Below are 26189 nucleotides of genomic sequence, written 5' to 3'. Positions count from 1 at the left end.
ATCTTTTATTTTTTTGAAAGAATCTAGCTTATGACTAATGAAAACTCCCAAACGACTTCTCAAACAACCGATAGTTCAAATCCTGAAAAGAAACGTTACTACGAACCTGCTCCTCAGGATATTGATGTAGATAATTTCCGCAAGGTCATCGAAAGCCGCCGTTCAGTGCGTAAATTTACCAAGAAACCAATTCCTGCCGAGGTCCTCGATGCCTGTCTGGACCTGGCCTTGCTGGCACCGAACTCCTCAAACCTGCAGCCATGGACATTTTATGTGGTGCAGAACTCCTCCAAGAAAAAACGTCTGGTTAAAGCATGTATGAGCCAGCTTGCTGCTAAAACAGCTTCGGAACTGATTATCTGTGTAGCACGTACTGACCGTGTAGATGAAATGGCTAAACTGAATATCAGCGAGTTTCCATTTCCTGAGGCTCCACCAGCCATTAAAAAGTACTATAAATACATTCCCTATAACTATAAAACAGGTTATCTGAATGCCTTTGGTAACTTTAAGAAAGTTGCTTTCAAAGTAGCACGTACACTCGATAAACAAATGCCAGTGTCTGCATTTAGCCCTGCTGATGCGAAACTTTGGGCAAGTAAAACCACAGCATTAGCCTGTGAAAACCTAGTACTGGCTTTACGTGCTTATGGTTTTGATAGCTGTATGATGGAAGGCTTTGATGAACCAATGGTTCGTGAACTTCTAGATCTGAATGATCAGCAATATCCAGTGATGGTGATTGGTGCTGGTGAACGTGCCAAAGATGGTGTGTTCTTCCCGCAGTATCGTTTTGATCGTGAGTTGTTTATTCAGAAGGTTTAAGTTTAAAAGTAGTATTTAAAGGATTTAATAATATTAATTTAATTAATATTTGATGACATGGATGTCGCTTAATTAAGTATATTAGAAAAATCTAAATAATAATTTTATAGTTTCCTCATACAAGTATTTCATAATGATTTTATTCTTATAAAGAATTACTTAAAACAAAAAATTTTCAATCATCAATTATCTCAACCAAATTAAAACTAACTACGGAATAGCATTAACCTTTACACCTAAGACAGGCGTTTATAATGGTCAAACTTATTAAAACGAGCATACTTATAAATATAATAATGTTAGCTACAGGATGCTCATCAATGATGAAAAATAGTATTAGTTACGCTAGGCTTTGTTGCACAAAGATTTCATAACTATATGATTTTAGAAGTTTTGATTATTTTTTGATCCAAAATTAAATTTATTTAAATCAGATGCTTACATATTTATGCAACAAAGCCGTTACGCTATACATTATGAGACAGGAAAATTTATATATAAAAACAATTGGCCCGAGTGTAGAAATTTAACAATGACTCCAGATTTAATAAAAAAGCAAAAATATATTACAACTTATAGTAGCTGTAAGATATCTCCTGAAGGGTATGTTCCTCAACAAATTATTATTGAATATGTGCCTTGGTTGACTTATGAAGAGCAAATAAAAAAAGGATATGGTATTCCTGAAGAATTACGTTACGCTCAAGGAGAAGCAGCAGCAAAAAAAAGATTGGCTATAATGGCAGCACAACAGGAAAGAATATCAAAAATCCCAATTACAGCATGGAAAAAAATTGTACTTACTCCCCCTAAAGAAGTGGAAAAATACAAATATCAAGTTCCCGAAGGAAAAGGCAATCGAAGTTGAGGTAAAAATATCCACTACATCATTTCCCTTCATCCTGATGGTAATTACAGTATAGAAACCAAACTGTATTGGGTTGAGAAATATCAAGAAAAGTGGAATTGAAGATTTATTTAAGCATCTAGTCAAGTCCGTTTGATTTCAAACGGACTTAAATAAACTAAAATTTTTCCTAAATATAATTTTATATTACTTTTAACTCCCGATAATCAATCCAATTACAATGAAAACCAACTGGCACTCGAACGGGTAAATAAATCGTGGCAATTGGGCCATCCTTAATATGCTGTGCATCCAAAATCACAACTTTCGAAGGGCCACAATCTAAAGCATGCACATAAGACATGAGCCAACCCTCATTTTCAGCTTGTGCACCTTCTTTTTCGACAAATATAGCCTCACCTGTGACCCAATTTTCTCCAAATGAATAACTTTCTATGGTCGTAGTTTCTAAATCATGCCCCAACAGGCTATTACTGCTGACATGGTAAGGATCATCAAATTCGCCAAAGGAAATGCTATAAGCATAACGATAAGGCCGTCCGGTATAAGCTTCATTAATGCGTGGGAATTCCTGTTTAACATCCGATAAGATTGTCCGCTTCACTTTCCCTGTTCCTTTTTCGAAGACAAATCGTTCTAATCGAAGATCCTGATCTTCAATTGGGCCCTGAATCGAATGCACCATTGCTTTGGAATGTACCACTGCATCCATGACCACATTCCCTGTATCCAGATCATAAGCATTCATGGTATGAAAAATAAAACAGGGATCGATGTTGTACCAGCGTATATCCTGAGCACTTCCACCAAAAGATAACAGACCAATACGTGCCTGATGTTTCGGGTTCCATTGATATGGCAGCAGCGAACCTTTTAAGGCACTCTGCACCGAGAAATTTACATTTAAGTCCAAAATTAAGACCTGAGATTCGGTAATCGCACAGTCATGTACCATCGGACCATGTTTGACTGGAATTTCAACATGATTTTTCAGTTTGCCCTGTACATCGATATGCAGATAAAAGACTTTATTATGGGTTAGCCCATCATAACAAACCGCATGAATATCGCCGGTATCCGGATCAATATGTGGATGTGCAGTAAATGGCAAGTCTAGATCATCATTCTCAAACAGATGATGGCGCTTAGATTCCAGTTCACTATTCACTTCGATTGGATAAGCACCCGCTTCGACCAATGCCCAGATTTTCCCAGCAAAATTGATGATATTGGTATTTACTGGATCAGCTACACCACGACTTTTCCCCGGAATCACTGAGCGATGTAATTTCTTCTGTACACTATCCGCACCTACATATTGGCTTTTGTACCAGTGTGCTTCACCTTCTTTAAGCCGTAACGCATGAATCATCCCATCACCGGTAAACCAGTGATAAATTTTTGGATTTTTCACTGTAATGGGGTTCGGGCCAATTCGCATCAAGGCGCCATCTAATTCTTTCGGGATTTGCCCTTCTACCTTCAATTGAGTTGAAAAATGCTCCTGCCGCTGCGGTGCAAAAATACCATCCAGATAAGGATTATCATGGGCATATGGAATACGGTTATGTAGGATTTCTGCGCCGTATTGAATAGATTTATTCAGCGTATTTTTGAACATGCTGCTCAGCGGTTTTGGCAACTGCATTGTTATATTCCTTGTTTTATTCTTTTATTTAAATTGTTCTGATAAATTTTATAATAATAAAAGCAGGTTGGGTGTTTTTAATATATAGATAGACGGCACATTAACACTAATGCACCGTCGGTTTATATCAATTTTAAAATTTAAACTTTTATATCTAAAAGCTGGATAAATTCAAATGCCGGTTCTTCATAAGGATGACTTTCTTTTAGAGCTTTAGCCACTTCAACCGCCTTTTCATCAGGCACAAGAATTTCGACCCGCCATTCTTCCACTTTTTCTAGCTGGCCAATTTCCCCAATATGAGGATCTGCGCCTTGCTGTGGCTTAAATTGTCCAGTTCCCAGAATTTGCCAGGCACAATCGGTATACTCCCCAATACCACCCGCACCTGCTGCAAAGACGGCTTTCTTGGTTCCCTCTAGGTTTTCATCTGGTACGTAATAAATCAGTTTAAGCATATATCCCTACAAGTTTTTCAATCATTTACCGTATTGTTAAGGGCTTCGGTAATAATATTCAATGCTGGATTTTGAGAGTTCTTGTTAAATGTTGCATATAGTTCGACTTGAGGTAAAGGTCGATCTGTCTGGATCACTTTCACTTCATCATTCAGGAAACGTAATAAATAATCGGGAGCAAAACTAAAACCCATACCCATATTGATCAGGTTAATATGCTGTAGCACATTGGTCGCCCACAGCACTTGATCGTGCTTTAGCTGATCAAAGGACGTCAAGGCATTGAGTCTTTCGTAAAATATGGGTGATGCATTCTGATCACACATAATAATTGTATGATTTTTCAGTTCCTGTAATTTCAGTATTCGATCGGTTGGGTGCAAATGCTTGGCTGCAACCAAATGAATTTGCTCCGTCAATAAATGGATATTGTCAAAATCCGGATGATCCAGCTGAAAACGGGTAATACTTAGATCTAGTTCGGCGTTTTTCAGATGTTGAAGCTGTTCCAGACAGAATAGACTATGCAGATGAATTTTCAGATCTGGCATGGTCTTTTTCAGCTTGGCCAAAATATGTGGCATGACTTTTAGTTCGGCAACATTCAGAAAACCAATATGAATCTGGTTATTTTTCTGCTGGGCCACCTGTCGTGCTGATGCAACAGCCAATTTGGCATTTTCCAGAGCTTTTTCTGCATAGATTAAAAAGGCTTGGCCTTCATCGGTTAACTGTATTTTCCGTGAAGAACGCTCAAACAGGTTAACGCCAACTTCCTGCTCCAAATCTTTAATCTGCTGGCTTAAAGAAGGTTGAGCCGTAAACAGCTTTTCAGCAGCCCTAGTGAAACTCTGCTCCTGCGCCACGGTAATAAAATAGCGTAAATGTCGAAGTTCCATAGATTGCTCACTTCAAAAAATAGGTGCTTATCTTACGATTTAGGCCAACGTTTTGAAAACACTAATAGATCAATAGCTTATACGAATACTCATATAACTACCTTCTATGCATGGTCAGACTTTGCCCCTCATACATTTATGCCTGTTTCAGGTATACACATGTATCTTGCATGACGCAGCATTTGATACTGATGTTCTGGTAAAGACTGGGAACAGGCAGCTGAATCTTTTAACTTACCATATCTGGATGTGATTCAGATTGCTTCTCATGATGTTATAAACCCTAGAATGGTAAGTCTGAAATTCATGAATCTGTGTAATTCTGTTTAGGCCGGTTGGTTATATCGCTTGGCGTTATCAGGACAGTATTAATAATGCTTTTGATTTTGTGAATACGCAGAAGGTAACGTTAAAGCAGATTCAGCTCACTGTTTAGCGATAAAAAAACCACCTCTCGGTGGCTTTTTTAAATCTGTTGATCAAGAACCCTGTAGCAAATAACTACCTACCAAGAACAGCACCTGTAGGCCAACGACAAAACCAAATAACCACCAACCTTTCTGACGTAATTCTGTTCTATCCATTATTCTGAGCGTCTTAGCCATGTCATCACCTCATTCTTGAGTGTTGATACTGAACTGATCTATACCATCTTTCCTTTAAAGTGCATAAATATTGTGCATTATTTACACAATATCACTTATATGCAGATATAAAAGCAAAATCTAAACCACTTCAGCGGGAGAAAATTAAATAAATGTTTCAAACTGCTTAAAAAGCAAAAAGCCACCCACTGGTGGCAATTGATGAAGCTAGTCTAAACAAAAGTAAATGATTTTTCTAGTTTTACTAATTTCTCATAAGTTCAAATTATAAAAAAGGGCCGCTGAAGCAACCCTTTTTCAAGCTAAATCAAATTAGCCAATAAATTTACGAGCATTACGGAACATACGTAACCAAGCACCATCTTGATCCCAGTCTTCAGGTTTCCAAGAATGCTGGATCGCACGGAAGTTACGCTCAGGGTGTGGCATCAAGATAGTCGCACGACCATCTTTCGAAGTGACACCAGAGATCCCTTCAGGCGAACCATTCGGGTTCAATGGATATTGCTCAGTCGCATTACCTTGGCTATCGACATAACGCATGATCACCTGGTTATTGGCATTCAATGCAGCAATGCTTTCAGCTGATACAACCACACGACCTTCACCATGTGCCACAGCGATTGGAAGAATTGAACCTTCCATACCTTCTAGCAATACAGAATGAGATTTCTCTACACGAACATTGACGCTACGTGCTTCAAATACTTCTGATTTGTTGCGATGGAAACGTGGCCAAGCATCTGCACCTGGAATCAGTGGAGCTAATTGAGACAACATTTGACAACCGTTACAGATACCTAAAGAGAAGGTTTCTTGACGGTTAAAGAATTTCTCGAACTGGTCACGGAGTTGCTGGTTAAACAATACTGATTTTGCCCAGCCACCGCCTGCGCCTAATACGTCACCGTAAGAGAAACCACCACATGTCACCAGACCTTCGAAGTCATCCAAGCTGATACGACCAGCAAGCAAGTCACTCATGTGTACGTCAACAGTGTTGAAGCCGACTTTATCGAATGCTGCTGCCATTTCCACATGACCATTTACACCCTGCTCACGCAAAATCGCCATATTTGGACGACGTGAATTGATGTACGGCGCTTCGATTTGCTCGTTCAGATCAAATGTCGGTTGAGCAATCAAACCTTTGTGTGATTTATCAGTAACCAACGCAAATTCTTGATCTGCAGTTTCTACGTTGTCACGCAGACGCTGGATTTGATGAGAAACTTCTGTCCAAGCTACTTGCAGGTCAGCACGTTCAAGTACAAAACCATTTACAAATAACTGATCAGAGTTATTCACTGTACCCACTACAGAGATCGCATCTTTCAGAGTAGAAGCAGCGATTTCTGCTTGCAATGCTTCCCAATCCGCTTTCGCGATTTGCAGAACTGCACCAATTTCTTCAGCGAATAATGCTTCGACTGATTGGTCTTCTAGAGCTACGCCTAGACGTGCAGCAAACATCATTTCTGCAACAGTTGCCAGTAAACCACCATCACCGATGTCATGGTAAGCCTTGATCAGACCACGGTTGTTCCAGTCTTGAACCAGTGCGAAGAATGCTTTGAAGTCATCAAAGCTGTCGACATCAGGAGTCACTGAACCAATTGCTTTGTATACCTGAGCCAAGATCGAACCACCTAAACGGAACTGACCTTTAGATAGATCAATACGAACCAGTACAGATTCAATATTTTTCAGCTCAGGGGTTAATGTCTTACGAACATCAGTTACAGGTGCAAATGCAGTGATCACGCCTGACATTGGAGAAGTAACAGATTTGTCTTCGCCTTCGTCATTCCAGGTGGTACGCATTGACAATGAGTCTTTACCGACTGGAATTGCGATGCCCAGTGCAGGGCACATTTCCATACCAATGGCTTTTACACCTTCGAACAATGCCTGGTCTTCGCCCGGTTGACCTGCAGCAGCCATCCAGTTTGCAGACAGTTTGATGTCGCTGATTTGATCAATCTTCGCAGACATAATATTTGAGATCGATTCAGCAACTGATAAACGTGCAGAAGCCGCTGGGTTTAACAATGCAACTGGTGGACGTTCACCCATTGCCATTGCTTCACCTGTGTAACCGACAAGGCTGGTTGTTGTTACTGCAGCATCAGCCACAGGAACCTGCCATGGACCAACCATCTGGTCACGTGCCACCATACCGGTAATCGAGCGGTCACCAATAGTGATCAGGAATGATTTAGAAGCGACTGTTGGGTTCTTGATCACGCGATAAATCGCATCTTTCAGATCAGTCACTTTAGAGGCATCAAAGTCATCGCCTTTACGTGCAGTAGTTTCATATGAACGGCTCATACGTGGTGTTCCGCCAAGCATCACTTGCATTGGCATATCCACTGGCTTGTTGCCGAACAATGGATCTTCAACGGTTAAATGACGCGCTTCAGTCGCTTCACCGAGTACTGCAAACGGACAACGTTCACGCGCACAGATCGATTCGAATAAAGGTAGAGATTCTGGACGGATCGCCAGTACATAACGCTCTTGCGCTTCGTTTGACCAGATTTCCATTGGCGACATGCCTGGCTCAAGCGATGGGATCTTACGAAGATCAAGCACCGCACCAAGCTCATGGTCATTTACCAGCTCGGGCATCGCATTCGAGATACCGCCCGCACCGACGTCATGTACAGAAACGATTGGGTTTTCATCTTCCATACGCCAGCAAGTATCAATCACTTCCTGACAACGGCGTTCCATTTCCGGGTTTTCACGTTGTACAGAAGCGAAGTCCAGGTTTTCACCCAGTTTACCGCTGTCTACAGATGATGCAGCACCACCGCCAAGGCCGATCAGCATTGCTGGACCGCCAAGCACGATCAGTAGATCGCCTGGTTGAATCGCATCTTTTTCAACGTGGTCCGGACGGATGTTACCGTAACCACCCGCGATCATGATTGGCTTATGGAAACCTTTCACTTCACCATTGACGTTTTGTTCGAAAGTACGGAAATAACCAGTCAGCGCTGGACGACCAAATTCGTTGTTAAACGCTGCGCCCCCCAATGGACCTTCAATCATGATCTGCAATGGAGATGCCATACGTGACGGTTTGCCGTAGTTTTCTTCCCAAGGCTGTTCGAAGCCAGGAATATTCAGGTTAGATACGGTGAAACCCGTTAAACCAGCTTTCGGTTTACCACCACGACCAGTCGCGCCTTCGTCACGAATCTCACCGCCTGAACCAGTTGCTGCACCGGCAAATGGTGCAATCGCTGTTGGGTGGTTGTGAGTTTCCACTTTCATCAGGATGTGTGCGGCTTGGCTCTTGTATTTATAAACGTGTTGACCGTTATCTTCTTGAGTTGGGTAAAAGCGTTGTGTGTCAAAACCAACAATCACCGATGCGTTGTCTTTATAGGCTGACAATACGTCTGTTGGTGATTCTTTATAGGTATTTTTGATCATCTGGAACAATGACAATGGTTGAACTTCACCATCAATCGTCCATTCAGAACCGAAGATTTTATGACGGCAGTGCTCTGAGTTTGCCTGAGCAAACATCATCAGTTCGATGTCGTTCGGGTTACGACCCAGTTTAGTAAATGCTTCTGTCAGGTAATCAATTTCCTGTTCAGACAGCGCAAAACCGAACTCATTATTGGCTTTTACCAATGCCTCTTTACCTTGACCCAGGATATCAATCGAGTTCAAAGGTTTTGGCGCAGTTTCAGTAAATAATACTGCAGCATCTTCAATCGCATTGAAAACGCTTTCAGTCATGCGGTCATGCAAGATCTGTAATGCTTCTTTAGAAAGCTCTTTTTCGCCTTTCAAAGTAAACAAAACACCGCGTTCTAAACGATGAACCGGTGTATTACAGTTGGCAAAAATATCAGTTGCCTTTGATGACCACGGTGAAATCGTGCCGACACGCGGTGTCACCAGAATCTGGATTTCATCACTTGCAGCCTGGTGCAGTTCAAATGATTGACCATCGTTGAGAAGCTGTAAAGCGGATTGCTGTTGTTGCTCGTTGAGCGCTTGGTCAAAAAGATAAACAAATTGACTTTCTAGTGATTGAACAGAACTAATTGACGATAAACGTGTGAGTAGTTGAGCTTTCTTAAAAGAAGAATGTGCAGGTGCACCGGCAACGATAAACATGCTGATTTTGGCTCCACGGGATGATCGAGCGACCATGCCACAATGTGACTTGAGAGAGCGCATATTCTACTGTGAAATACATAAATCGGCTAGAGAGGAAATGAGAAAACTCAAGCGAAAAGCTATAGCATTTTATAAATAATGCTTTTATTTTCAGATAAAAAAATTGAATGTAGTCGCACAGCTTAACACAATTTGTTAAAGAAAAATTAAAACTAGTCAAGAATAATTCAACTTAAAAATTTTGTATTATTTTTCAACACTATTGATCATATCAAGTGGTTTAAAATTTAATCTCAATTTTTAATAAAAATGAACCAAGAATTGACTTCTTTATTATTTCTTGATCAAAAATAGGTAGCTGCGCTGCTTTTTGCCATCTGTCTGAATGATGATCAACTATATTAACTATTCAGCTTACAGATTAAGATTTTCTTTCTATCAAAATTATTGTTCTATAAAAAACAGGCCGTTTGACCTGTTTTTTATTTTTAGTTCATTCTCACGAATATCTGTTTAGTTTTGAAATTCGATACCCTAATAAGATTAGCTCAGGCAGTTTTATTTAATAAAATTCCCCACCTTCAATTTCTACCACACCATTTTCTCGTACATAAACTTTCCAGTCTGCCAATAGCTCCTGTAATTTTTCTGGATAACGCTCTGCTAGATCTTCAGTTTCACCCACATCTTCTGCCAGGTTATAAAGTTGCCATCTGTTTGGGCCATTCGGTGCAGGAATAAACAAGGCTTTCCAATCCCCTTTACGCAAAGCTTTTTGTCCGAACAGCTCCCAACCCGTGATATGGTCTTCAGCATGAATATAGGCCTGCTGTTGCTGCAAATACGGCAGAATGCTTTTACCACGTAGAGGCACCAGTTCCCGGCCTTTATACTGCTGTCCCGGATGCTGGATATTCAATGTTTCCAGTAAAGTAGGCAGTAGATCCATCACCGTTAAAAACTCATGACTGATGCCATTTTGGCGTGCGAAGCCCTGATGCTTGATGAATGCCGGTGTACGAATTCCACCTTCACTGGTATGTGCTTTATATAAACGAGATGGCGCTGTGGCCGCCTGCGCCCAATGCTCACCGTACCAGACATAGGAATTACCCTTGCCAATATTTTCCAGAGCATTGTCATAATATTTGGTAATTACGGTCTCAATATCAGGACCAAAGACTGGTAATGCTTCCAGCTGCGCGCCTTCTGCCCCATTATCCGAAAGAAAAATAATAATGGTATTGTCGTATTGATCAGTCTGTTTCAGGTATTCAATCACGCGACCAAGATTCTGGTCCATACGATCGACCATTGCTGCATAGACTTCCATGGTTCGCGCCGAGAACTGCTTTTCTTCATCCGTCAAACTGTCCCAGAATTTAGTTTTTGCCAATACTGGATGAATCGTAGCATCTTCACCTACTAAACCAAGCTCTTTGATTTTAGCTAAACGCTTCTGACGTAATACTTCAGGACCTTCATCATATACACCTTTGTATTTGGCAATATCTTCCGGATGGGCTTGTAAAGGCCAGTGTGGTGCTGAAAATGGCAAATAGGCAAAGAATGGGCGTTCTGCACGACTCTCATCATCTTGCAGATAATCTAGCAAGCGATCTGTGAAATAGTCCGAACTATAGAAGTCTTCCGGCAATGCAGTAATGTATTCATCATTTTCTGCATAGAGCCCACGAGTTACTTTCAACAGGTCCGGAATTTCTTCTTCTGGAATATCGGGTTCAAACGCATAGTGATTGGCTGCACCCGGGAGCAAGGTAAATGACTTTTCAAAACCACGGCGTGCCGGAAAACGGTCTGGAGTTAAGCCCAGATGCCATTTTCCAGACATGATGGTGTAATAGCCTGCATCATGTAACAGTTCCGGTAGAGCCGCAACCTGATCATTTAAATACCCCTCATAACCCGGTTGGCCTTTCTGTTCAGGTCGTATGGCTTCGGCCATGGAACCCAATCCTGCCAGATGATGATCTGTACCGGAAAGCAGCATGGAACGGGTTGGTGAACAGGTCGAAGCGGTATGGAAATTAGTTAAACGTAATCCTTCCAGGGCAATCGCATCTAAATGTGGTGTTTGGATCTCTCCGCCAAATGCACCCAGATCAGAAAAGCCCAGATCATCAGCGACGATGAGTAAAATATTAGGTGGTGTAGCGTGTGCTGTCGTCATATTTGGTCTGCAAATTGATTTTATTATGGTCATAATTTGCCTGAAATTGCTGGCTCAGCCCTGTCACCAAATTGACAATCTTTCGCTGTATTTCAGCTAAGCTAATTCAAAATGACATTTCATGTCGCACTGCCCTAGTGCTTTACGCTCTTTTTTGGCATGATGCAGAAAGTAGAGAACTGAATAATGATAAATGACTCAAATGCGTTGGTTGGAACTGCTTTCGACAGTTCGGATTGGTAGTAAAAAGCAGAGTACAGAACTGGCCCGTAGCCCGTTCCACAAAGATTATGACCGTATTATTTTTTCCCAGAGCTTCCGGCAGCTCAACCGTAAAACCCAGGTGCATCCTTTAACCCAGCACGATGGTATTCATACGCGCCTGACGCATTCACTGGAAGTCTCCTGTATTGGCCGCTCGCTAGGGATGTTGGCCGCAGAGAAAATTAAAGACCAGCTTCCACCCTGGGTGTCTCCAGCGGATGTGGGCGCCATCATTCAAGCCGCTTGTCTGGCCCATGATATTGGCAACCCGCCTTTTGGCCATGCCGGTGAATATGCGATCCGCGAATGGTTTGATGATGTATCACATACTGACTTCTTAAAAGATTTAAGTCCTGAACAGGAAGCAGATGTACGTCAGTTTGAAGGCAATGCCCAAGGCCTGCGGCTTCTAACCAAGATTGACTATCATCCAAATGATGGCGGCATGCGCCTGACCTATGCCACTTTGGGTGCTTATTTAAAATATCCGTGGCTGTCAAAAACCATGGCATCGCAGGTAGATTTACCTGCCAGTAGCCGTGCCAAGTTTGGCTGCTATCAGGCAGAAAAAGAGATTTTAAAGCAGATCGCGGAAGAGCTTGGATTGATCCAGCTCGGCGAGTATCGATATTGTCGTCATCCACTGACTTACTTACTCGAAGCAGCTGATGATATTTGTTATGCCCTGATTGACCTGGAAGATGGCATCAGCTTGAACATGCTCAGCTATGCTGAAGTGGAACCGGTATTTTTAAATCTGCTCGGAGATTATGGCACGCCTTCCGAGATTGGTATGCCTGACACGACCTGGCAACAGAAAATTGCTGCCCTGCGTGGCCGTGTGATGAAACGTCTGGTGAATGAAGTGACGACTGCTTTTGCACGCCATCATGACCAGATTCTGTCTGGCCAGTTACAAGGCACTTTATTGCAGTACTGTTCATCGGATATTGAAAGTGGTATTAATCGTGCCAAAGAACTGGCACGTGACAAGATTTTTGAACATCCACAGAAAGCGGGCCTAGAGATCATTGCCCATCAAAGTCTGCAAAATATTCTGGATGCCTTTATTCCGCTGACCACACCACATAAAAACCTGAGCTTTAAGGAACAGCGGTTAATGTCGATCCTGCAACGTTCAGGGGCGAATTTTAAAGACAGCCATTATGACAATATTATGCAGGTATTAGATATTATCTCGAAATTTTCGGATCATCAGGCTTATAACCTGTCACAGGAATTGCAGGGTAATAAAGCCGGATTGTTATAAAACATCTTGCTGAATTAGATGCTTATTGCAGCAAAATCACCTGTTTTGCAGAAGGAGATTTTGCCTTTCCTGAAAATGCTGACTACTATGCTGCAAAACTGAATTGAGTAATGATAAAAGATGATTGGATGCCTGATTGGTGAAGTGCTGGCGCTGGAAGCACCGACTGTATTATTAAATGTGAATGGTGTGGGTTATGAAATTGATACGCCGCTCACTACTTTTTGCCAGTTGCAAAAAGGCCAGAAAATTACCCTATGGACACATCTGGCTGTACGTGAAGATGCACAATTGCTATATGGTTTTTTAAATGCTCAGGAAAAAACTATTTTCCGTACTTTATTAAAAGTGAACGGCGTTGGCCCCAAAATGGCACTCGGCATTCTATCTACCTTAAGTGTAGAAATGCTAATTCATACAGTTGAGAATGAAGATGTAAATACCTTGGTTAAAGTTCCAGGTGTCGGCAAGAAAACTGCTGAACGTTTAATGATTGAACTGCGCGATCGCTTTAAAGCCATGTCTGCGGGCACTGCTCCAAGCAATTCGACAGCGCCACAAATTCAGTTTATGGGCAATTCAGCTGTAGCTGAAGCTGAAGCTGCATTACAGTCTCTCGGTTATAAACCGGCTGAAGCGCAAAAACTGGTGAATGCAGCCAAAGGTGAGTTTACCGAAGCCAGTGACATCATCCGTGCTGCATTAAAGTCGATGAATAAATAAGCAATTTACCTATGAGCAAATTTTCAATCCAAAATTTGCTCGAGCTTTGGCGACATGGATGTCGCCGGTTGAGTTGAGGTACAGGAAGTACCTTCAACTCAACAAAAGATTTTTGTTACTTTTGATCTTTCAAAAGTAAGACAACGCCTACACAATGGCAGTTAAACACAAATCATTATTTGAAGCTGTTTCTGCAGCATCAAACAGCTTCGATAAAGAGATTAAGTTAATAGATATGCAAGACCGTCTCATCAGTGGTTCTGAAAAACCCGAAGATCATTTTGATCGTGCTATCCGCCCGACTTCCCTTGACGACTATATCGGTCAGCCCGTGGTGCGTGAGCAAATGGAAATCTTTATTGGCGCTGCTCGTGGCCGTGCTGAAGCTCTCGATCATACTTTGATTTTTGGGCCTCCAGGTCTGGGTAAAACGACGTTAGCGAATATTATTGCTCGTGAAATGGGTGGTAATCTCAAATCGACTTCTGGCCCAGTACTAGAACGTGCGGGCGATCTGGCAGCAATGCTGACCAATCTTGAGGAAGGTGATGTTCTGTTTATTGACGAGATTCACCGCTTGTCACCTGTGATTGAAGAAATCCTTTATCCAGCCATGGAAGACTACCAGCTGGATATCATGATTGGTGAAGGCCCTGCTGCCCGTTCGATTAAATTGGACTTACCACCATTTACTTTGGTCGCTGCAACCACACGTGCTGGTCTACTCACTTCTCCACTTCGTGACCGTTTCGGGATTGTGCAGCGTCTGGAATTCTATTCAGTCGATGACCTCACTCATATTGTGAAACGCTCTGCAAGCCTCTTGGATGTTCCAATGACCGAAGATGGCGCAAAAGAAATTGCACGTCGTTCACGTGGTACACCGCGTATTGCCAACCGTTTATTGCGTCGTGTACGTGACTATGCTCAAGTCAAAGGCACAGGTGAAGTCACTCAGGAAATGGCTCAACGTGCATTAGATATGTTGAACGTGGATAAAGATGGCTTGGATACTCTCGACCGTCGTTACCTGTCGATGTTGCTAGAACGCTTTGATGGTGGCCCGGCGGGTGTAGAAGCTTTGGCAGCAGCAATGGCAGAAGATTCAGGTACGCTGGAAGATGTGATTGAGCCTTATCTGATTCAGCAAGGTTATGTGATGCGTACTGCGCGCGGTCGTATTGCGACCAATATGGCTTATTTACAGTTTGGCATAACGCCGCCTGAGCCGAAGTAAGGGTTAAAATTCTTTTGGCTTAGCCATTTTTTATCATAAAGAAAAAGAGCTAATTGACTACTGCAATCAATTAGCTCCAAAAGCACAAACTCGAATCTTTATTATTAAGTAGTTTATTTAGCTATTATAGTTATTGCTCTTTAAGCAAATACTTAGGCTATTTCTTTTAAATTTTATCAATAATAATTATGAAATAATCAAAGCAACTTTAATGCCAAAATAGTATTTAACTTAGAGAAATAGTTGAAACTTAGATAATGAAAGATTTTTAAATCAGATACAAATTCCTTTTAATAATTCCCTATTAGTTTGAATTTTTTAAATAAAATAGACCGTTAAATTTTTATAATTACATAATTTTACAATATCTACCTCTGTAAAATTCCCTTTATCAGCAAGTACTAAAAATGAATATACCGAAAAGGTATGAAATCCATATTCAGAGGGTTTTGGTCAAATGTAGTGCATTATGTAATGCTCAGGCATCTCTTTAACTCTATTCAGATTTTTAAGGTTCTCCCTGATATGAACATGCATAAGACGCTTTCATTTTGTCTCCCTCTTTTATTTTGCAGTCAACTGGCTTTAGCAGATTGGGTAGATGATTCTGTTAAAGCAGCCGAAGCGCATACCATCAAACTACGCCAGCATATTCACCAATATCCTGAACTGGGCAATATAGAATTCAAAACCTCGGAATTAGTACAAAAAGAATTAAAGTCCTATGGTATTGAAGTACGTAAAGGCTATGCCAAAACAGGTGTGATCGGCGTTCTAAAAGGTTCAAAACCTGGCCCCGTCATGGCATTACGTGCAGATATGGATGCCTTGCCGATTCAGGAAACGGCAGCTGTACCTTTCGCCAGCAAGCAGAAAGGTATTTATCAAGGCAAGGAAACTTATGTGATGCATGCCTGCGGTCATGATGCGCATACTGCAATGCTATTAGGTGCAGCCAAAGTGCTCGCTACCAATAAAGATAAGATTGCCGGCACCGTAGTTTTTGTATTCCAGCCAGCAGAAGAAGGCGGTGCAGATATTGATAACTTTAGTCAAGGTGATCAGATCGGCTCACGTAAAATGCTGGCTGATGGCGCACTCAAGAATCCTCAGCCTGAAGTGATTTTTGGAATGCATGTGATGGCGGGTATGCCAAGCGGCAATATTTTCTATAAAGATGGTGCAATTCTCAATAGCGCGGATCATTTACGTATACAGGTAGATGGCCATCAGGTACATGGTTCAATGCCTTGGGCAGGTCGCGATCCCATCTATGCTTCTGCACAGATGATTAATAATTTACAAAGTCTGGTGAGCCGCAAAGCAGATCTGACCAAAGGCATGGGCGTGGTCAGTATTGGAAGTATTCAGGGTGGTACCACAGGAAATGTGATTCCTAATCAGGTGAATATGGTCGGTACGATTCGTTCTAACAGTGAAGATGTCCGTCAAGGCATTTTAAAAGACTTGCCGGAAATGCTGGAACACAATGCCGCAGCCAATGATGTCAAAGTCAAAGTAGAAATTGCACCCTATGCACCTGTTACCACCAATGACAAAACCTTGACCGAGTTGATGCGTCCGTCTCTGGCTAAGGTGAACGGTGAAGATAAACTGCATCTGCTCGATAACAATGCCAGCGCCAGTGAAGACTTTGCTTATTATGGCAAGCTGATGCCATCATTGTTTGTCTTCGTCGGTGCAACGCCAGCCGATCAGGACCCAGCCAAAGCAGCACCGAACCATAACCCGAATTTTATAGTCGATGATGCGACTTTAAAAACCGGCGTAGAAAGTCATGTCCGTTTTATACTGGATTATCCGAAAGTAGCCAATCAGGTACAAATGAGCTGGAAGCAAAATAACAAAAGCTGATTCTTAGTTCCTCCAGCATGAGTGACTGGTCTCATTCATGCTTTTACTTCGCCGTATTAATAAGCAATTGGTCGTTCCGTACTGGCTTAGCCCCTACTCCATCCAGATTTGACATCTTGTGCCATTGGTCTCAAAGCTCACAGTGCTAAACTTTGACGCGCTAAATTGCTTGACTTTTGGAATGAATAAGGCAAATTCTAAGCCTGCTCCAGCCTCCAAAAACAAGCAATAATTTCGTAAAATCTGCATGGAACAAAACTATGGCGAATCACTTTGAATTCAATATCCGCGTCTATATTGAAGATACTGATGCGGGTGGCATTGTCTACCACGCTAACCATATTCGCTATATGGAACGTACCCGTACTGAATGGTTACGTGCTTCCGGAGTGAGTCACTACTGGCATCAATCCGACTATAACTTTGTTGTGCACAAAATTAACGTCAAATATATGCGCCCAATCCTCATGGATGACCTGATTACCGTGACTGCACGTGTCATTTCATGTAAAGCTTCATCATTTGTATTGCAACAAAATATTTATCGTGGTGAAATCATGCTTGCATCTGGTGAGGTCGAGTTGGCATGTATTAGTGCAGACATGAAACCACGTCGACTTCCTGATGAAATCCGCGAACTGATTCATAAAGAATTGGAACAAGACTAAAAAAATTATTTGGCACACGTAACAGCTATGGCAACTCAGTTAGAATCATCTCTTCAAGTCTCAGATCTTATTTTACAAGCAAGCCCTGTCGTACAACTGGTGATGCTTTCTCTCCTGTTAGCCTCGTTGTACAGCTGGTATCTGATTGCCAAGTTAACCATGAGCTATAAAAAGGCTCAGGCTGATGACAATCATTTCCAGAAAATTTTCTGGTCAGGTGCCGAACTCAAGACGCTTTATAACAATGCCCAGCTCAATTCCAAACGTACTGGTCTGGAAGATATCTTCTATCAGGGTCTGGGCGAGTTCCTTAAACTTAAAAAACGCCATGCTCCAACTGCCCAGTCAATTGAAGGTACTGAGCGTATTCTGCGTGTAGGTTTAAGTCGTGATCAGGGGCATCTGGAACAAGGCTTGGGTGCGCTGGCCAGTATTGGTTCAGTCGCTCCTTATGTCGGTCTGTTTGGTACCGTCTGGGGCATCATGAATGCCTTTATTGGTCTGGCAGATGTCGATCAGGTTACTTTGGCCACTGTCGCACCTGGTATTGCAGAGGCCCTGATTGCAACGGCGATTGGTTTATTTGCTGCAATTCCTGCGGTTTTAGCCTTTAACCATTTCACATCTAAAGGTGAAGCACTGTACTCTGACCGTGCTCTGTTCGCTGAAGAAATGGTGGCGCTGCTGCAACGTCAATCTGTGGGCGCTACGCAGGACAATGACTAATGGCCATTCAACGTTCAGGACGCTTCGAGCGTATTAAAAAACCACTGAAAAGTGACATGAATGTGGTGCCATACATCGATGTGATGCTGGTACTTCTGGTCATTTTCATGGTGACTGCCCCAATGATTACCAGTGGCATCAAGGTCGATTTGCCGCAAGCCAATGGCTTACCAATCGAATCCAAAGATGCGCCTACGATCGTCACTTTAAAAGAAGATGGTACTTATTTTCTGGAATATAAAAATCAGACCACAGGTCCTGTCACCCTAGAGGCTTTGACGCAGACTTTGATAGAAGCGCAAAGCACTGCGGAAAGTGAAAACAAGGTCCTCAATGTCGTGATCAATGGTCATACCACCCGCCCTTATGGCGATGTGATGGCCTTAATGTCAAGCCTGCAGGATGCGGGTTTGTCCCAAGTGGGTTTACTGACCAAGCCATTAGAATAAAGTATGAAAAATTATCAGAAACCACCGTTTCAGAAGAAAGCAATTGCGATTGGGTTTACGTTAGGAATCCATGCAGTTGCTTTGGTGGGCCTGCTTTTTCTGGGCATGAGTAAGCCACCTGAACCGCCAAAACAGATTAAAACGGTCTTAATTAAACCTGAAGACCTCAAGCCGGTGACTCGTGAAGAAACTGAGTTTGAAGAAACTGCACATGAAAATATTGCAGAAGAAATTACCCAAACTGCTGAACCGAGTGTAGAGCCTGCACCTGTAGTGCCAACGGCAGCTGCACCGACACCTCCGGCACCGCAGCCTGCACCAGCACCCCCACAGATCGATATTCAAAAAGCTCAGCAAGAAGCCAAAGCGGCAGAGCTTGCTCAAGCCAAAGCCGCTCAGCAAGCAGCCGAAGCAGCAAAACGTGCTGAAGCCGCCGAACAGGCAAAACAGGCTGCTGCCAAAGCCAAAGCAGAGGCTGCACAAAAATCTAAAGCCGAAGCTGAAGCAGCGCGTAAGGCGGAAGTAGAAGCACAGCGTAAAGCCGATGCTGCGCAAAAAGCCAAACTTGAAGCGCAGAAAAAGGCTGATTTAGCCGCCAAGCAAAAAGCAGAGGCTCAAGCCAAGGCAAAAGCGGATGCTGCGGCAAAAGCCAAGGCAGATGCCGAAGCTAAACGTAAAGCCGATGCGGCTGCAAAAGCTAAAGCAGAGGCGGATGCTAAACATAAAGCTGACGCTGCGGCAAAATCCAAAGCAGAGGCTGAAGCTAAACGTAAAGCTGACGCGGCTGCGAAGGCTAAAGCGGAAGCAGATGCCAAGCACAAAGCTGACGCTGCGGCGAAAGCTAAAGCAGAGGCCGAAGCTAAACGTAAAGCTGATGCCGCTGCAAAAGCTAAAGCAGAGGCGGATGCTAAACATAAAGCTGAGGCTGCGGCAAAGGCTAAAGCAGATGCAGATGCGAAAGCCAAAGCAGAAGCTGATGCCAAAGCCTCTGCAGCCAAACAGGCTGCTGAAGAAGCTGCACAGAAAAAAGCGGAATCTAAGCGAATTGCCTCTACTGCAAAACGTGATTTCGAAAATAAAATCAGACGTGCATGGGATACCCCAGTGGGCTCCTCAGGCCAGAAAGCGACTGCTCGGGTCACTTTGAGCGATAGTGGTTCTGTGGTTTCTGTGGTGGTGAGTGCCAGTGATCCAGATATGAAAGCCAGTGTAGAAGCGGCAGTACGTGCTGCTGCACCTTATCCAATGCCTTCAGATCCGGATGCACGCCGTGAAGCACGAAGTTTTACTTCAACCTTTACAGCTCATTAATGAAAAACAGCCATAATAAAGAAAAAGTGTTATGGCTGTTTTTTTGAGTTAAACTTCAATTGAAACAGATTAAATAATAATCACTCTCCATAGTGATATAACAGTTTGATGATAAATTCGTGGTCTATTTCGCATAAATCCATGCGATGATGTAGCCCAATCACTTATAAATAACTCCGTTGATTTGAGTAAATAACGAATGATGGAAAAGACACGCAAACACCTACTCTGCCTTGCAATCATGACCACTTTGGGTGCGGTCACTGCGACCCAGTCTCAGGCTCAACTGCATCTGGAAATTACTAAAGCTCCTGAAGCTGCTCCTAAAATTGCCATTGTGCCTTTTAGCCAGGATCAGAGTATTTATCCGGTGGTGGAAAATGACCTGAATCGTTCTGGAAAATTTGCCAGTGCCTCGAAGAATTTACCTGCTACAGCACAACTGAATTCGCCAAATGCTGAAGCATGGGCAGCTGCAGGCGTACCCTATGTGGTGACCGGTTCATCCAAGACCAATCCGGATGGTTCTTATAGTATTCAGTATCAATTGTATGATGTCGAAAAACGTCAATACTTACTGAATGAGTTACTGACTGTTCCTGCATCACGTACCCGTCAGGCAGCCCATATGATCAGTGATGCCATCTATCAGGCATTAACTGGTATTCCGGGAGATTTCACCGGCCGTATTGCTTATGTCTTGCGTAATCCGGCAACGCCTGAGCAGCGTTATACCTTGCAGATTGCCGATACGGATGGTGAACAGCCAAAGACCATTTTGACTTCGCGTGATCCAATCTTGTCACCTGCCTGGACACCGGACGCGAAAAAAATTGCATATGTATCTTTTGAAACCAAACGTCCGGCCATTTATGTACAGGATCTGGCGACTGGTCAACGTGAAAAGCTGGCCAGCTTCCGTGGATTAAACGGTGCACCAAGCTTCTCTCCAGATGGCAAGAGCATGCTGTTCACTGCGTCTATGCACGGTAACCCGGAAATCTATCAGATGAATCTGGAAACACGTCAGTTAAAACGCATGACCAACGATAGCGCAATTGATACAGAAGCACGTTATGCGCCGGATGGAAAATCATTTATCTTTACTTCAGATCGTGGTGGTTCTCCGCAGATTTACCGCTATGATTTTAATAATGAAAGTACCAAACGTCTGACTTTCCGTGGCGCATTTAATGCCCGCGCGACCTTAAGTACAGATGGTAAGAAACTTGCATTGGTTCATCGTCCAAGTGGCAGTAACTATAAAGTGGCTGTACAAGATATTAGCTCAGGTGTGACCAATATCCTGACGCCAACCAGCCTGGATGAATCACCTAGCTTCTCGCCAAATGGTCAGATGGTGGTCTATGCCACTCGCGAAGGTAACCGTGGATTGTTATCCATTATGTCTCTCGATGGCCGGTTCCGCATGAATTTGCCAAGTGAAACAGGTGAAGTCCGCGAACCTGCTTGGGCACCAAAATAATAGTTCAATATTTATAAATGCTTTACCCCATAATCAACCTTCATGGAGATGAAGAATGAACAAAGTAAAATTATTTGCACTTCCTTTACTTGCAGCTGCAGTCGTAATGACTGGTTGTGCCAGCCGTAAACCAGCAGCTGAAGTCCAAACTGGCAACCTGGATACCAGTGGCATCACCACTGTAAACACTGAAGGTCTAAGTGAAGATGCAGCTTTAAGTGCTCAAAATATGGCCGGTGCATCTGCTAAAGGTGTAACTGCGGAAAATAAGGCTTATTTAGCTAAACGTGTAGTTCACTTTGACTATGACAGCAGTGAACTGAGCAATGACGATATCCGTACTCTGCAAGCACATGCCCAGTTCCTGATGGCAAATGCCAATTCTCGTGTAGCTCTGACAGGCCATACAGATGAACGCGGTACACGTGAATACAACATGGCGCTTGGTGAACGTCGTGCCAAAGCAGTAGAAAGTTTCCTGATCACTTCTGGTGTAAATGCAGGCCAACTTGAAGCAGTGAGCTATGGTAAAGAAATGCCAGTTAATCCTGGCCATGATGAAAGTGCGTGGAAAGAAAACCGCCGTGTAGAAATCAACTACGAAGCTGTTCCACCACTACTAAAATAAGTGATCATTTAAATAATACATCATTCATAAAAAAGCACTCAATCGAGTGCTTTTTTATTAGAGGGATATTTGAAAGATCAAAGAATAAAATTACTCTTTGCCTTCACCTTCTTCTGCAGTTTGCATGGATTCAATCATGTCGTGTTTATTGAATTTTTTATATTCAGGTTTTGCTTCGTAATCCTTCCACGCTTCTTTCATCTTGTCTTCAGAAATTTCATCGAGATTAATCGCTTCGCTCGGCGTTGGAGTCGCATCAAACTTTAATGTTGTCATCTCTGTGCTCCTATGATCATTTTTTCCTTTGATTCAACATAGCACTTTCCACAGGAGTTGCAAGGGCAAAATCACAACAAATAATTCAGTTTAATTGTCCTTTTCGGACGTTCTCCTCTAAAATATAGCCGTATATCGTTTTGATCTTTTTTCCCCGATTATAAGTCTTGGAGTTTTTCCCTTATGTCATACCGCACCTTATCCCAATTCCTACAACAACAAAGCGGGAACCTCACACCTGAACTTGCACAAGTAATTGAAACAATTGGAAATACCTGCAAGCGTATTGACCAACTCCTGCAAAAAGGTGCTCTAGCGGGTGTATTAGGTAGTGCTCAGCATGAAAATGTTCAAGGCGAAGAGCAAAAGAAACTGGACGTGATTTCTAATGATTATCTGATTGATGCATTAAAAGTACATCCACATGTAGGCGGTTTAGCATCTGAAGAACTGGATGAATTCACTTCAGCACAGGAAAATGGTCAATATCTAGTATTGTTCGATCCACTTGATGGCTCAAGCAATATTGATATCAACATGTGTGTGGGCACTATCTTTTCGATTCTTCCTGCAAAAAATAGTGTAACTCAGGCAGAAGACTTCATGCAGGCTGGTGTCAATCAGGTTGCTGCTGGTTATGTGCTGTATGGCCCATCAACCATGATGGCACTGACTGTGGGTGCCGGTGTGGTATTCTTCACTTTCGATCCTGAAACTCAAGAGTTCCTGTTGACTTCTGAAGCGATTCAGGTAGCTGCTGATACTAAAGAATATGCAATCAATGCATCAAACCAACGTCACTGGGAAGCACCTGTACAGCGTTATATCGATGAATTGCTGGCAGGTAAAACAGGTCCTCGCGCCAAAGATTTCAATATGCGCTGGGTCGCTTGTATGGTCGGCGATATTCACCGTATTCTGTGCCGTAGCGGGATCTTCATGTACCCATACGACTTAAAAGACCCAACTAAAGCAGGTCGTTTACGTTTAATGTATGAAGCCAATCCAATGAGTATGCTGATGGAACAGGCTGGCGGTGCATCAACGACTGGTCGTGTCCGCATTCTTGAAATCGAACCTACAAATCTGCATCAACGTGTTCCTGTCATCATTGGCTCAAAAAATGAAGTTGAGCTTGTGACCAGCTACCACCACTAATTTTTAAACGGCAGTTGATCCTTGATTGACTGCCGTGGACTTTCTTCTTATGCCAACCATCTTCCTTGAATCCAAAGACAATCCTAAAATTAAACACTTACGCGGTTTAATTGAACAGAATTCTTATCGAAAAAAACAAGGACAGACTGTGCTTGAAGGCACGCACCTGTGTCTTGCATGGTTACATGAAAACAAGAAAATCAATTCGATCTTCACGACTGAACATGCTTTAGCGCATCCTGATTTCGACATTATTTTAAACAAATATACCGGTGTGGTCTTTGTCATTGGTGAATCGCTTTATAAGGACCTGAGTACCTTAGGCACTTCGATTGCATGTATGGCGATTGTCGATATTCCAAGCTCAAGCCAGGCACTTGATTTTACGGCTGACACTCTGATCCTTGAAAATGTGCAGGATCCCGGTAATGTTGGCACCCTGCTACGTTCAGCAGCAGCTGCCGGTATTGATCAGGTCATTTGTACCAAGGGTTCAGCATCTATCTGGTCGCCACGAGTATTACGTGCAGGTATGGGCGCGCATTTTTCTTTGCAAACTTTTGAAAATATCGCACTGGAAGACCTTTTACCGCAATTCAAGATTCCGGTATATGTCACCAGCTCACATCGTTCTAGCAGCCTGTACAGTAAAGACTTGCGTAAAGCCTGCGTCTGGATTCTGGGCAATGAAGGTCAAGGCGTATCTGACTATGCCCTGCAACATGCCGAAGCGGTGACTATTCCACAGCCAGGTGGACAGGAATCCCTGAATGTTGCCATTGCAGGCTCTATCTGTTTCTTTGAGATGGTGCGTCAACGTATCTAATACGGTATTTAGGTTACATTGTTTTAATTCCAGTCAGTGTATTTATAAAATAGATTACACTACAAAAATAATAAGTTTTATTGTCAACCAAATCGTTATTCCCAACGTTATATGCACATGAACTTGGGAATAATGGTGGGTATCCAATGACAGGATTTTCCATCTCTATGGATTTAGCACCGAAACCGTTGCAGTCACAAGATGCGAGTATTCTAAAGAGTACGGCAGAGTCTCGCCTGAAAAATTTCATGCAGGACGTGACTGGGCGTGCTTTGGTGATGATGGAAAGTGCGACTCAAGGACAACATGGGATCGCAATGGATCTGGTTCAGGAAGCTTTTATTGCTTTGCATAAATCTTATGCAGAGAAAAGCACTGAAGAGTGGTATCCCCTGTTCTATACGATTCTGAATAACAAATTACAGGATTGGCGTCGTAAAGAAGCACGTCGCAACCAGCCCTTTTCCTTTTTCAAAAAAGTCAGCCTTGATGACGACGAAGTCGAATTTGACAATCTGGTAGATGAATCTACGCCCTCACCTTTAGAATTTCTGGATCAGGCAGTAACTGCTGAAGAAATTCAGGAGGCGATTGCCAAATTACCTGTGCGTCAGCAGCAAGCATTTATGCTCAGAGCCTGGGAAGGCTTTGATACTCAAACTACAGCGCAAATTATGAACTGTACAGAAGGCAGTGTGAAAACCCATTATCACCGTGCTATTCAAGGTCTACGTGCCTCTCTAGCACACTTAAATCCATATCTGGGAGGATCATCCGAATGAAGCAAGATGATTTCTTAAAGCAAGTAACTTCCAAACTTGATGGACTGGCACAGCACCACAAGGATAAACCGGTGGTGATGAATCATGTGCTGGAGCATATTCAGGACGCACAACATTCACGCTTTGCATTTCTAAAAATGTCTGGCTTTGCTCTGGCTGCTGCGATTGCTGGCGTGGTAGTGCTACCGAATATTGTCAGCCATAACGAACCTCAGACTCAGGCAGTATCTACCCCCAAACTCTCCCCACAGATGCTTGAAGATCTGGAAATGTTAATGGTTTTAGGTGAGGACAAAGTTCCACATGGCAGCTAAAAGATTAGCAATTGCATTTTGTGCATTCAGCTTCCTGCAAACCAGCTTTGCGGGATTTGAACGTTTTTGGATTTTTTCCAAAGATGCCAATACGCAGGTCAACGAAACCTGGGATACACTTTCTGATTCCGAGCAACTGGCATTAATTAAACGTTATCAGTCCTTAAAAGAAATGCCTGAACAGCAACGTATTAATTTACAGCAACGCATGGATTGGTTCACCCAGCTTCCTGAAGCTGAAAAGCAGCGTATGCGTGAAACCTGGCAAATGATGAGCAGCCAGGAACGTAAGGAGTTAGGGGCACGGATGCAAAAAGCAACACCAGAAGAACGACTGGCGATCCGTGAAGAATATATCCAGAAATACCAGCAACTCACTCAACCTAAAACTCATTAATTTAAGTTAAATAAAAAAGCCTCCATCTGGAGTAATGCCAGTCAGTTAAGCAAATATTAGTAAAATGTAGTAAAAATGAGTGTATGTAAATACGCTCATTTTTTTATGACTTTATCTGAAAATTTAGATTGCACCCTTCAACATTCTTTACCTTCA

Annotated in this window: 24 protein-coding genes; 17 read left to right on the top strand and 7 right to left on the bottom strand. The window is 42.7% G+C overall.

What is annotated here, in order from left to right; translation table 11 throughout:
• Window positions 1-30 precede the first annotated feature (30 nt).
• Window positions 31-825: a nitroreductase family protein gene (locus FTU01_RS12175; protein ID WP_180139311.1), complete on the top strand. Its 795-nt coding sequence runs from the start codon at window positions 31-33 to the stop codon at window positions 823-825.
• A gap of 448 nt (window positions 826-1273) precedes the next feature.
• Window positions 1274-1693 carry a hypothetical protein gene (locus FTU01_RS12170; RefSeq protein WP_257233729.1) on the top strand — a complete coding sequence of 140 codons (420 nt, stop codon included), beginning with the start codon at window positions 1274-1276 and terminating at the stop codon, window positions 1691-1693.
• 181 nt (window positions 1694-1874) lie between these two features.
• Here the strand turns inward: FTU01_RS12170 and FTU01_RS12165 are convergent, their stop codons facing one another.
• From FTU01_RS12165 to FTU01_RS12145, 6 genes are all read right to left on the bottom strand, one after another.
• A complete protein-coding gene (locus tag FTU01_RS12165) occupies window positions 1875-3341 on the bottom strand; it encodes a carotenoid oxygenase family protein (protein WP_180139308.1) in 1467 nt (488 codons plus the stop codon).
• Window positions 3342-3481: 140 nt separating this feature from the next.
• A complete protein-coding gene (locus FTU01_RS12160; protein ID WP_180139305.1) occupies window positions 3482-3799 on the bottom strand; it encodes an NGG1p interacting factor NIF3 in 318 nt (105 codons plus the stop codon).
• Window positions 3800-3816: 17 nt separating this feature from the next.
• On the bottom strand, window positions 3817-4698 hold the full coding sequence (locus tag FTU01_RS12155; RefSeq protein ID WP_180139302.1) for a LysR family transcriptional regulator: 882 nt from the start codon (window positions 4696-4698) through the stop codon (window positions 3817-3819).
• Window positions 4699-5177: 479 nt separating this feature from the next.
• Window positions 5178-5303: a KGW motif small protein gene (locus FTU01_RS15590; protein ID WP_253144109.1), complete on the bottom strand. Its 126-nt coding sequence runs from the start codon at window positions 5301-5303 to the stop codon at window positions 5178-5180.
• Window positions 5304-5615: 312 nt separating this feature from the next.
• The gene (gene purL / locus FTU01_RS12150) at window positions 5616-9449 is read right to left on the bottom strand and encodes a phosphoribosylformylglycinamidine synthase (RefSeq protein ID WP_180139353.1); all 3834 of its coding nucleotides are present in this window, start codon (window positions 9447-9449) and stop codon (window positions 5616-5618) included.
• A gap of 565 nt (window positions 9450-10014) precedes the next feature.
• The gene (locus FTU01_RS12145) at window positions 10015-11643 is read right to left on the bottom strand and encodes an arylsulfatase (RefSeq protein WP_180139299.1); all 1629 of its coding nucleotides are present in this window, start codon (window positions 11641-11643) and stop codon (window positions 10015-10017) included.
• A gap of 193 nt (window positions 11644-11836) precedes the next feature.
• Between FTU01_RS12145 and FTU01_RS12140 the strand changes: the two genes are divergently transcribed.
• From FTU01_RS12140 to pal, 10 genes are all read left to right on the top strand, one after another.
• Window positions 11837-13177, top strand: coding sequence for a deoxyguanosinetriphosphate triphosphohydrolase (locus FTU01_RS12140; protein ID WP_166138742.1), 1341 nt, complete (start codon window positions 11837-11839; stop codon window positions 13175-13177).
• A 120-nt stretch (window positions 13178-13297) separates the two neighbouring features.
• The gene (ruvA, locus tag FTU01_RS12135; RefSeq protein WP_168406939.1) at window positions 13298-13900 is read left to right on the top strand and encodes a Holliday junction branch migration protein RuvA; all 603 of its coding nucleotides are present in this window, start codon (window positions 13298-13300) and stop codon (window positions 13898-13900) included.
• A 235-nt stretch (window positions 13901-14135) separates the two neighbouring features.
• The gene (ruvB, locus tag FTU01_RS12130; RefSeq protein WP_166138764.1) at window positions 14136-15137 is read left to right on the top strand and encodes a Holliday junction branch migration DNA helicase RuvB; all 1002 of its coding nucleotides are present in this window, start codon (window positions 14136-14138) and stop codon (window positions 15135-15137) included.
• A 525-nt stretch (window positions 15138-15662) separates the two neighbouring features.
• Window positions 15663-17012 carry an amidohydrolase gene (locus tag FTU01_RS12125; protein ID WP_373686384.1) on the top strand — a complete coding sequence of 450 codons (1350 nt, stop codon included), beginning with the start codon at window positions 15663-15665 and terminating at the stop codon, window positions 17010-17012.
• Window positions 17013-17272: 260 nt separating this feature from the next.
• Window positions 17273-17680, top strand: coding sequence for a tol-pal system-associated acyl-CoA thioesterase (gene ybgC / locus FTU01_RS12120; protein ID WP_034170923.1), 408 nt, complete (start codon window positions 17273-17275; stop codon window positions 17678-17680).
• Between the two features lie 27 nt (window positions 17681-17707).
• A complete protein-coding gene (gene tolQ / locus FTU01_RS12115; RefSeq protein WP_179992679.1) occupies window positions 17708-18406 on the top strand; it encodes a protein TolQ in 699 nt (232 codons plus the stop codon).
• Window positions 18406-18855, top strand: a complete 450-nt coding sequence (gene tolR / locus FTU01_RS12110) for a protein TolR (protein WP_159124030.1) — start codon at window positions 18406-18408, stop codon at window positions 18853-18855. The genes tolQ and tolR overlap by 1 nt, the downstream gene beginning before the upstream one ends.
• 3 nt (window positions 18856-18858) lie before the next feature.
• On the top strand, window positions 18859-20166 hold the full coding sequence (tolA, locus tag FTU01_RS12105) for a cell envelope integrity protein TolA (RefSeq protein ID WP_180139297.1): 1308 nt from the start codon (window positions 18859-18861) through the stop codon (window positions 20164-20166).
• A gap of 202 nt (window positions 20167-20368) precedes the next feature.
• The gene (tolB, locus tag FTU01_RS12100) at window positions 20369-21652 is read left to right on the top strand and encodes a Tol-Pal system beta propeller repeat protein TolB (RefSeq protein ID WP_180139351.1); all 1284 of its coding nucleotides are present in this window, start codon (window positions 20369-20371) and stop codon (window positions 21650-21652) included.
• A 55-nt stretch (window positions 21653-21707) separates the two neighbouring features.
• Window positions 21708-22280 carry a peptidoglycan-associated lipoprotein Pal gene (gene pal, locus FTU01_RS12095; RefSeq protein WP_180139294.1) on the top strand — a complete coding sequence of 191 codons (573 nt, stop codon included), beginning with the start codon at window positions 21708-21710 and terminating at the stop codon, window positions 22278-22280.
• Window positions 22281-22370: 90 nt separating this feature from the next.
• On the opposite strand, the gene FTU01_RS12090 is transcribed toward pal, so the two are convergent.
• On the bottom strand, window positions 22371-22556 hold the full coding sequence (locus FTU01_RS12090; RefSeq protein ID WP_159124034.1) for an NF038105 family protein: 186 nt from the start codon (window positions 22554-22556) through the stop codon (window positions 22371-22373).
• A 183-nt stretch (window positions 22557-22739) separates the two neighbouring features.
• Here FTU01_RS12090 and FTU01_RS12085 point away from each other — a divergent pair, with 183 nt between their 5' ends.
• From FTU01_RS12085 to FTU01_RS12065, 5 genes are all read left to right on the top strand, one after another.
• Entirely contained in the window at window positions 22740-23714 is a 975-nt protein-coding gene (locus FTU01_RS12085; protein ID WP_159124035.1) for a class 1 fructose-bisphosphatase, read from the top strand.
• 49 nt (window positions 23715-23763) lie between these two features.
• Window positions 23764-24540, top strand: coding sequence for an RNA methyltransferase (locus tag FTU01_RS12080; RefSeq protein WP_179992676.1), 777 nt, complete (start codon window positions 23764-23766; stop codon window positions 24538-24540).
• Between the two features lie 167 nt (window positions 24541-24707).
• Window positions 24708-25322: an RNA polymerase sigma factor gene (locus tag FTU01_RS12075; RefSeq protein ID WP_159124054.1), complete on the top strand. Its 615-nt coding sequence runs from the start codon at window positions 24708-24710 to the stop codon at window positions 25320-25322.
• Window positions 25319-25636, top strand: coding sequence for a hypothetical protein (locus tag FTU01_RS12070; RefSeq protein WP_004784617.1), 318 nt, complete (start codon window positions 25319-25321; stop codon window positions 25634-25636). Before FTU01_RS12075 ends, FTU01_RS12070 begins: the two co-directional genes overlap by 4 nt.
• Entirely contained in the window at window positions 25626-26033 is a 408-nt protein-coding gene (locus FTU01_RS12065; RefSeq protein ID WP_159124038.1) for a DUF3106 domain-containing protein, read from the top strand. The genes FTU01_RS12070 and FTU01_RS12065 overlap by 11 nt, the downstream gene beginning before the upstream one ends.
• Window positions 26034-26189 lie beyond the last annotated feature (156 nt).

The sequence above is a fragment of the Acinetobacter sp. YH12043 genome (assembly GCF_013419915.1).
Taxonomy (GTDB): Bacteria; Pseudomonadota; Gammaproteobacteria; order Pseudomonadales; family Moraxellaceae; genus Acinetobacter.
The sequence above is the reverse complement of the archived record's forward strand: the minus strand, read 5'-3'. Positions and strand labels throughout refer to the sequence as shown.

What these genes read in the sequence shown, in the direction of transcription:
- FTU01_RS12175 (WP_180139311.1), top strand. Translation starts at nt 31, where the DNA reads ATGACTAATGAAAACTCCCAAACGACTTCTCAAACAACCGATAGTTCA.
- FTU01_RS15590 (WP_253144109.1), bottom strand. Translation starts at nt 5,303, where the DNA reads ATGGCTAAGACGCTCAGAATAATGGATAGAACAGAATTACGTCAGAAA.
- tolA (WP_180139297.1), top strand. Translation starts at nt 18,859, where the DNA reads ATGAAAAATTATCAGAAACCACCGTTTCAGAAGAAAGCAATTGCGATT.
- tolQ (WP_179992679.1), top strand. Translation starts at nt 17,708, where the DNA reads ATGGCAACTCAGTTAGAATCATCTCTTCAAGTCTCAGATCTTATTTTA.
- FTU01_RS12145 (WP_180139299.1), bottom strand. Translation starts at nt 11,643, where the DNA reads ATGACGACAGCACACGCTACACCACCTAATATTTTACTCATCGTCGCT.
- FTU01_RS12155 (WP_180139302.1), bottom strand. Translation starts at nt 4,698, where the DNA reads ATGGAACTTCGACATTTACGCTATTTTATTACCGTGGCGCAGGAGCAG.
- FTU01_RS12070 (WP_004784617.1), top strand. Translation starts at nt 25,319, where the DNA reads ATGAAGCAAGATGATTTCTTAAAGCAAGTAACTTCCAAACTTGATGGA.
- tolR (WP_159124030.1), top strand. Translation starts at nt 18,406, where the DNA reads ATGGCCATTCAACGTTCAGGACGCTTCGAGCGTATTAAAAAACCACTG.
- tolB (WP_180139351.1), top strand. Translation starts at nt 20,369, where the DNA reads ATGGAAAAGACACGCAAACACCTACTCTGCCTTGCAATCATGACCACT.
- FTU01_RS12125 (WP_373686384.1), top strand. Translation starts at nt 15,663, where the DNA reads ATGAACATGCATAAGACGCTTTCATTTTGTCTCCCTCTTTTATTTTGC.
- FTU01_RS12090 (WP_159124034.1), bottom strand. Translation starts at nt 22,556, where the DNA reads ATGACAACATTAAAGTTTGATGCGACTCCAACGCCGAGCGAAGCGATT.
- FTU01_RS12165 (WP_180139308.1), bottom strand. Translation starts at nt 3,341, where the DNA reads ATGCAGTTGCCAAAACCGCTGAGCAGCATGTTCAAAAATACGCTGAAT.
- ybgC (WP_034170923.1), top strand. Translation starts at nt 17,273, where the DNA reads ATGGCGAATCACTTTGAATTCAATATCCGCGTCTATATTGAAGATACT.
- FTU01_RS12085 (WP_159124035.1), top strand. Translation starts at nt 22,740, where the DNA reads ATGTCATACCGCACCTTATCCCAATTCCTACAACAACAAAGCGGGAAC.
- FTU01_RS12080 (WP_179992676.1), top strand. Translation starts at nt 23,764, where the DNA reads ATGCCAACCATCTTCCTTGAATCCAAAGACAATCCTAAAATTAAACAC.
- ruvB (WP_166138764.1), top strand. Translation starts at nt 14,136, where the DNA reads ATGCAAGACCGTCTCATCAGTGGTTCTGAAAAACCCGAAGATCATTTT.
- FTU01_RS12140 (WP_166138742.1), top strand. Translation starts at nt 11,837, where the DNA reads ATGACTCAAATGCGTTGGTTGGAACTGCTTTCGACAGTTCGGATTGGT.
- ruvA (WP_168406939.1), top strand. Translation starts at nt 13,298, where the DNA reads ATGATTGGATGCCTGATTGGTGAAGTGCTGGCGCTGGAAGCACCGACT.
- FTU01_RS12160 (WP_180139305.1), bottom strand. Translation starts at nt 3,799, where the DNA reads ATGCTTAAACTGATTTATTACGTACCAGATGAAAACCTAGAGGGAACC.
- FTU01_RS12075 (WP_159124054.1), top strand. Translation starts at nt 24,708, where the DNA reads ATGGATTTAGCACCGAAACCGTTGCAGTCACAAGATGCGAGTATTCTA.
- purL (WP_180139353.1), bottom strand. Translation starts at nt 9,449, where the DNA reads ATGTTTATCGTTGCCGGTGCACCTGCACATTCTTCTTTTAAGAAAGCT.
- FTU01_RS12170 (WP_257233729.1), top strand. Translation starts at nt 1,274, where the DNA reads ATGCAACAAAGCCGTTACGCTATACATTATGAGACAGGAAAATTTATA.
- FTU01_RS12065 (WP_159124038.1), top strand. Translation starts at nt 25,626, where the DNA reads ATGGCAGCTAAAAGATTAGCAATTGCATTTTGTGCATTCAGCTTCCTG.
- pal (WP_180139294.1), top strand. Translation starts at nt 21,708, where the DNA reads ATGAACAAAGTAAAATTATTTGCACTTCCTTTACTTGCAGCTGCAGTC.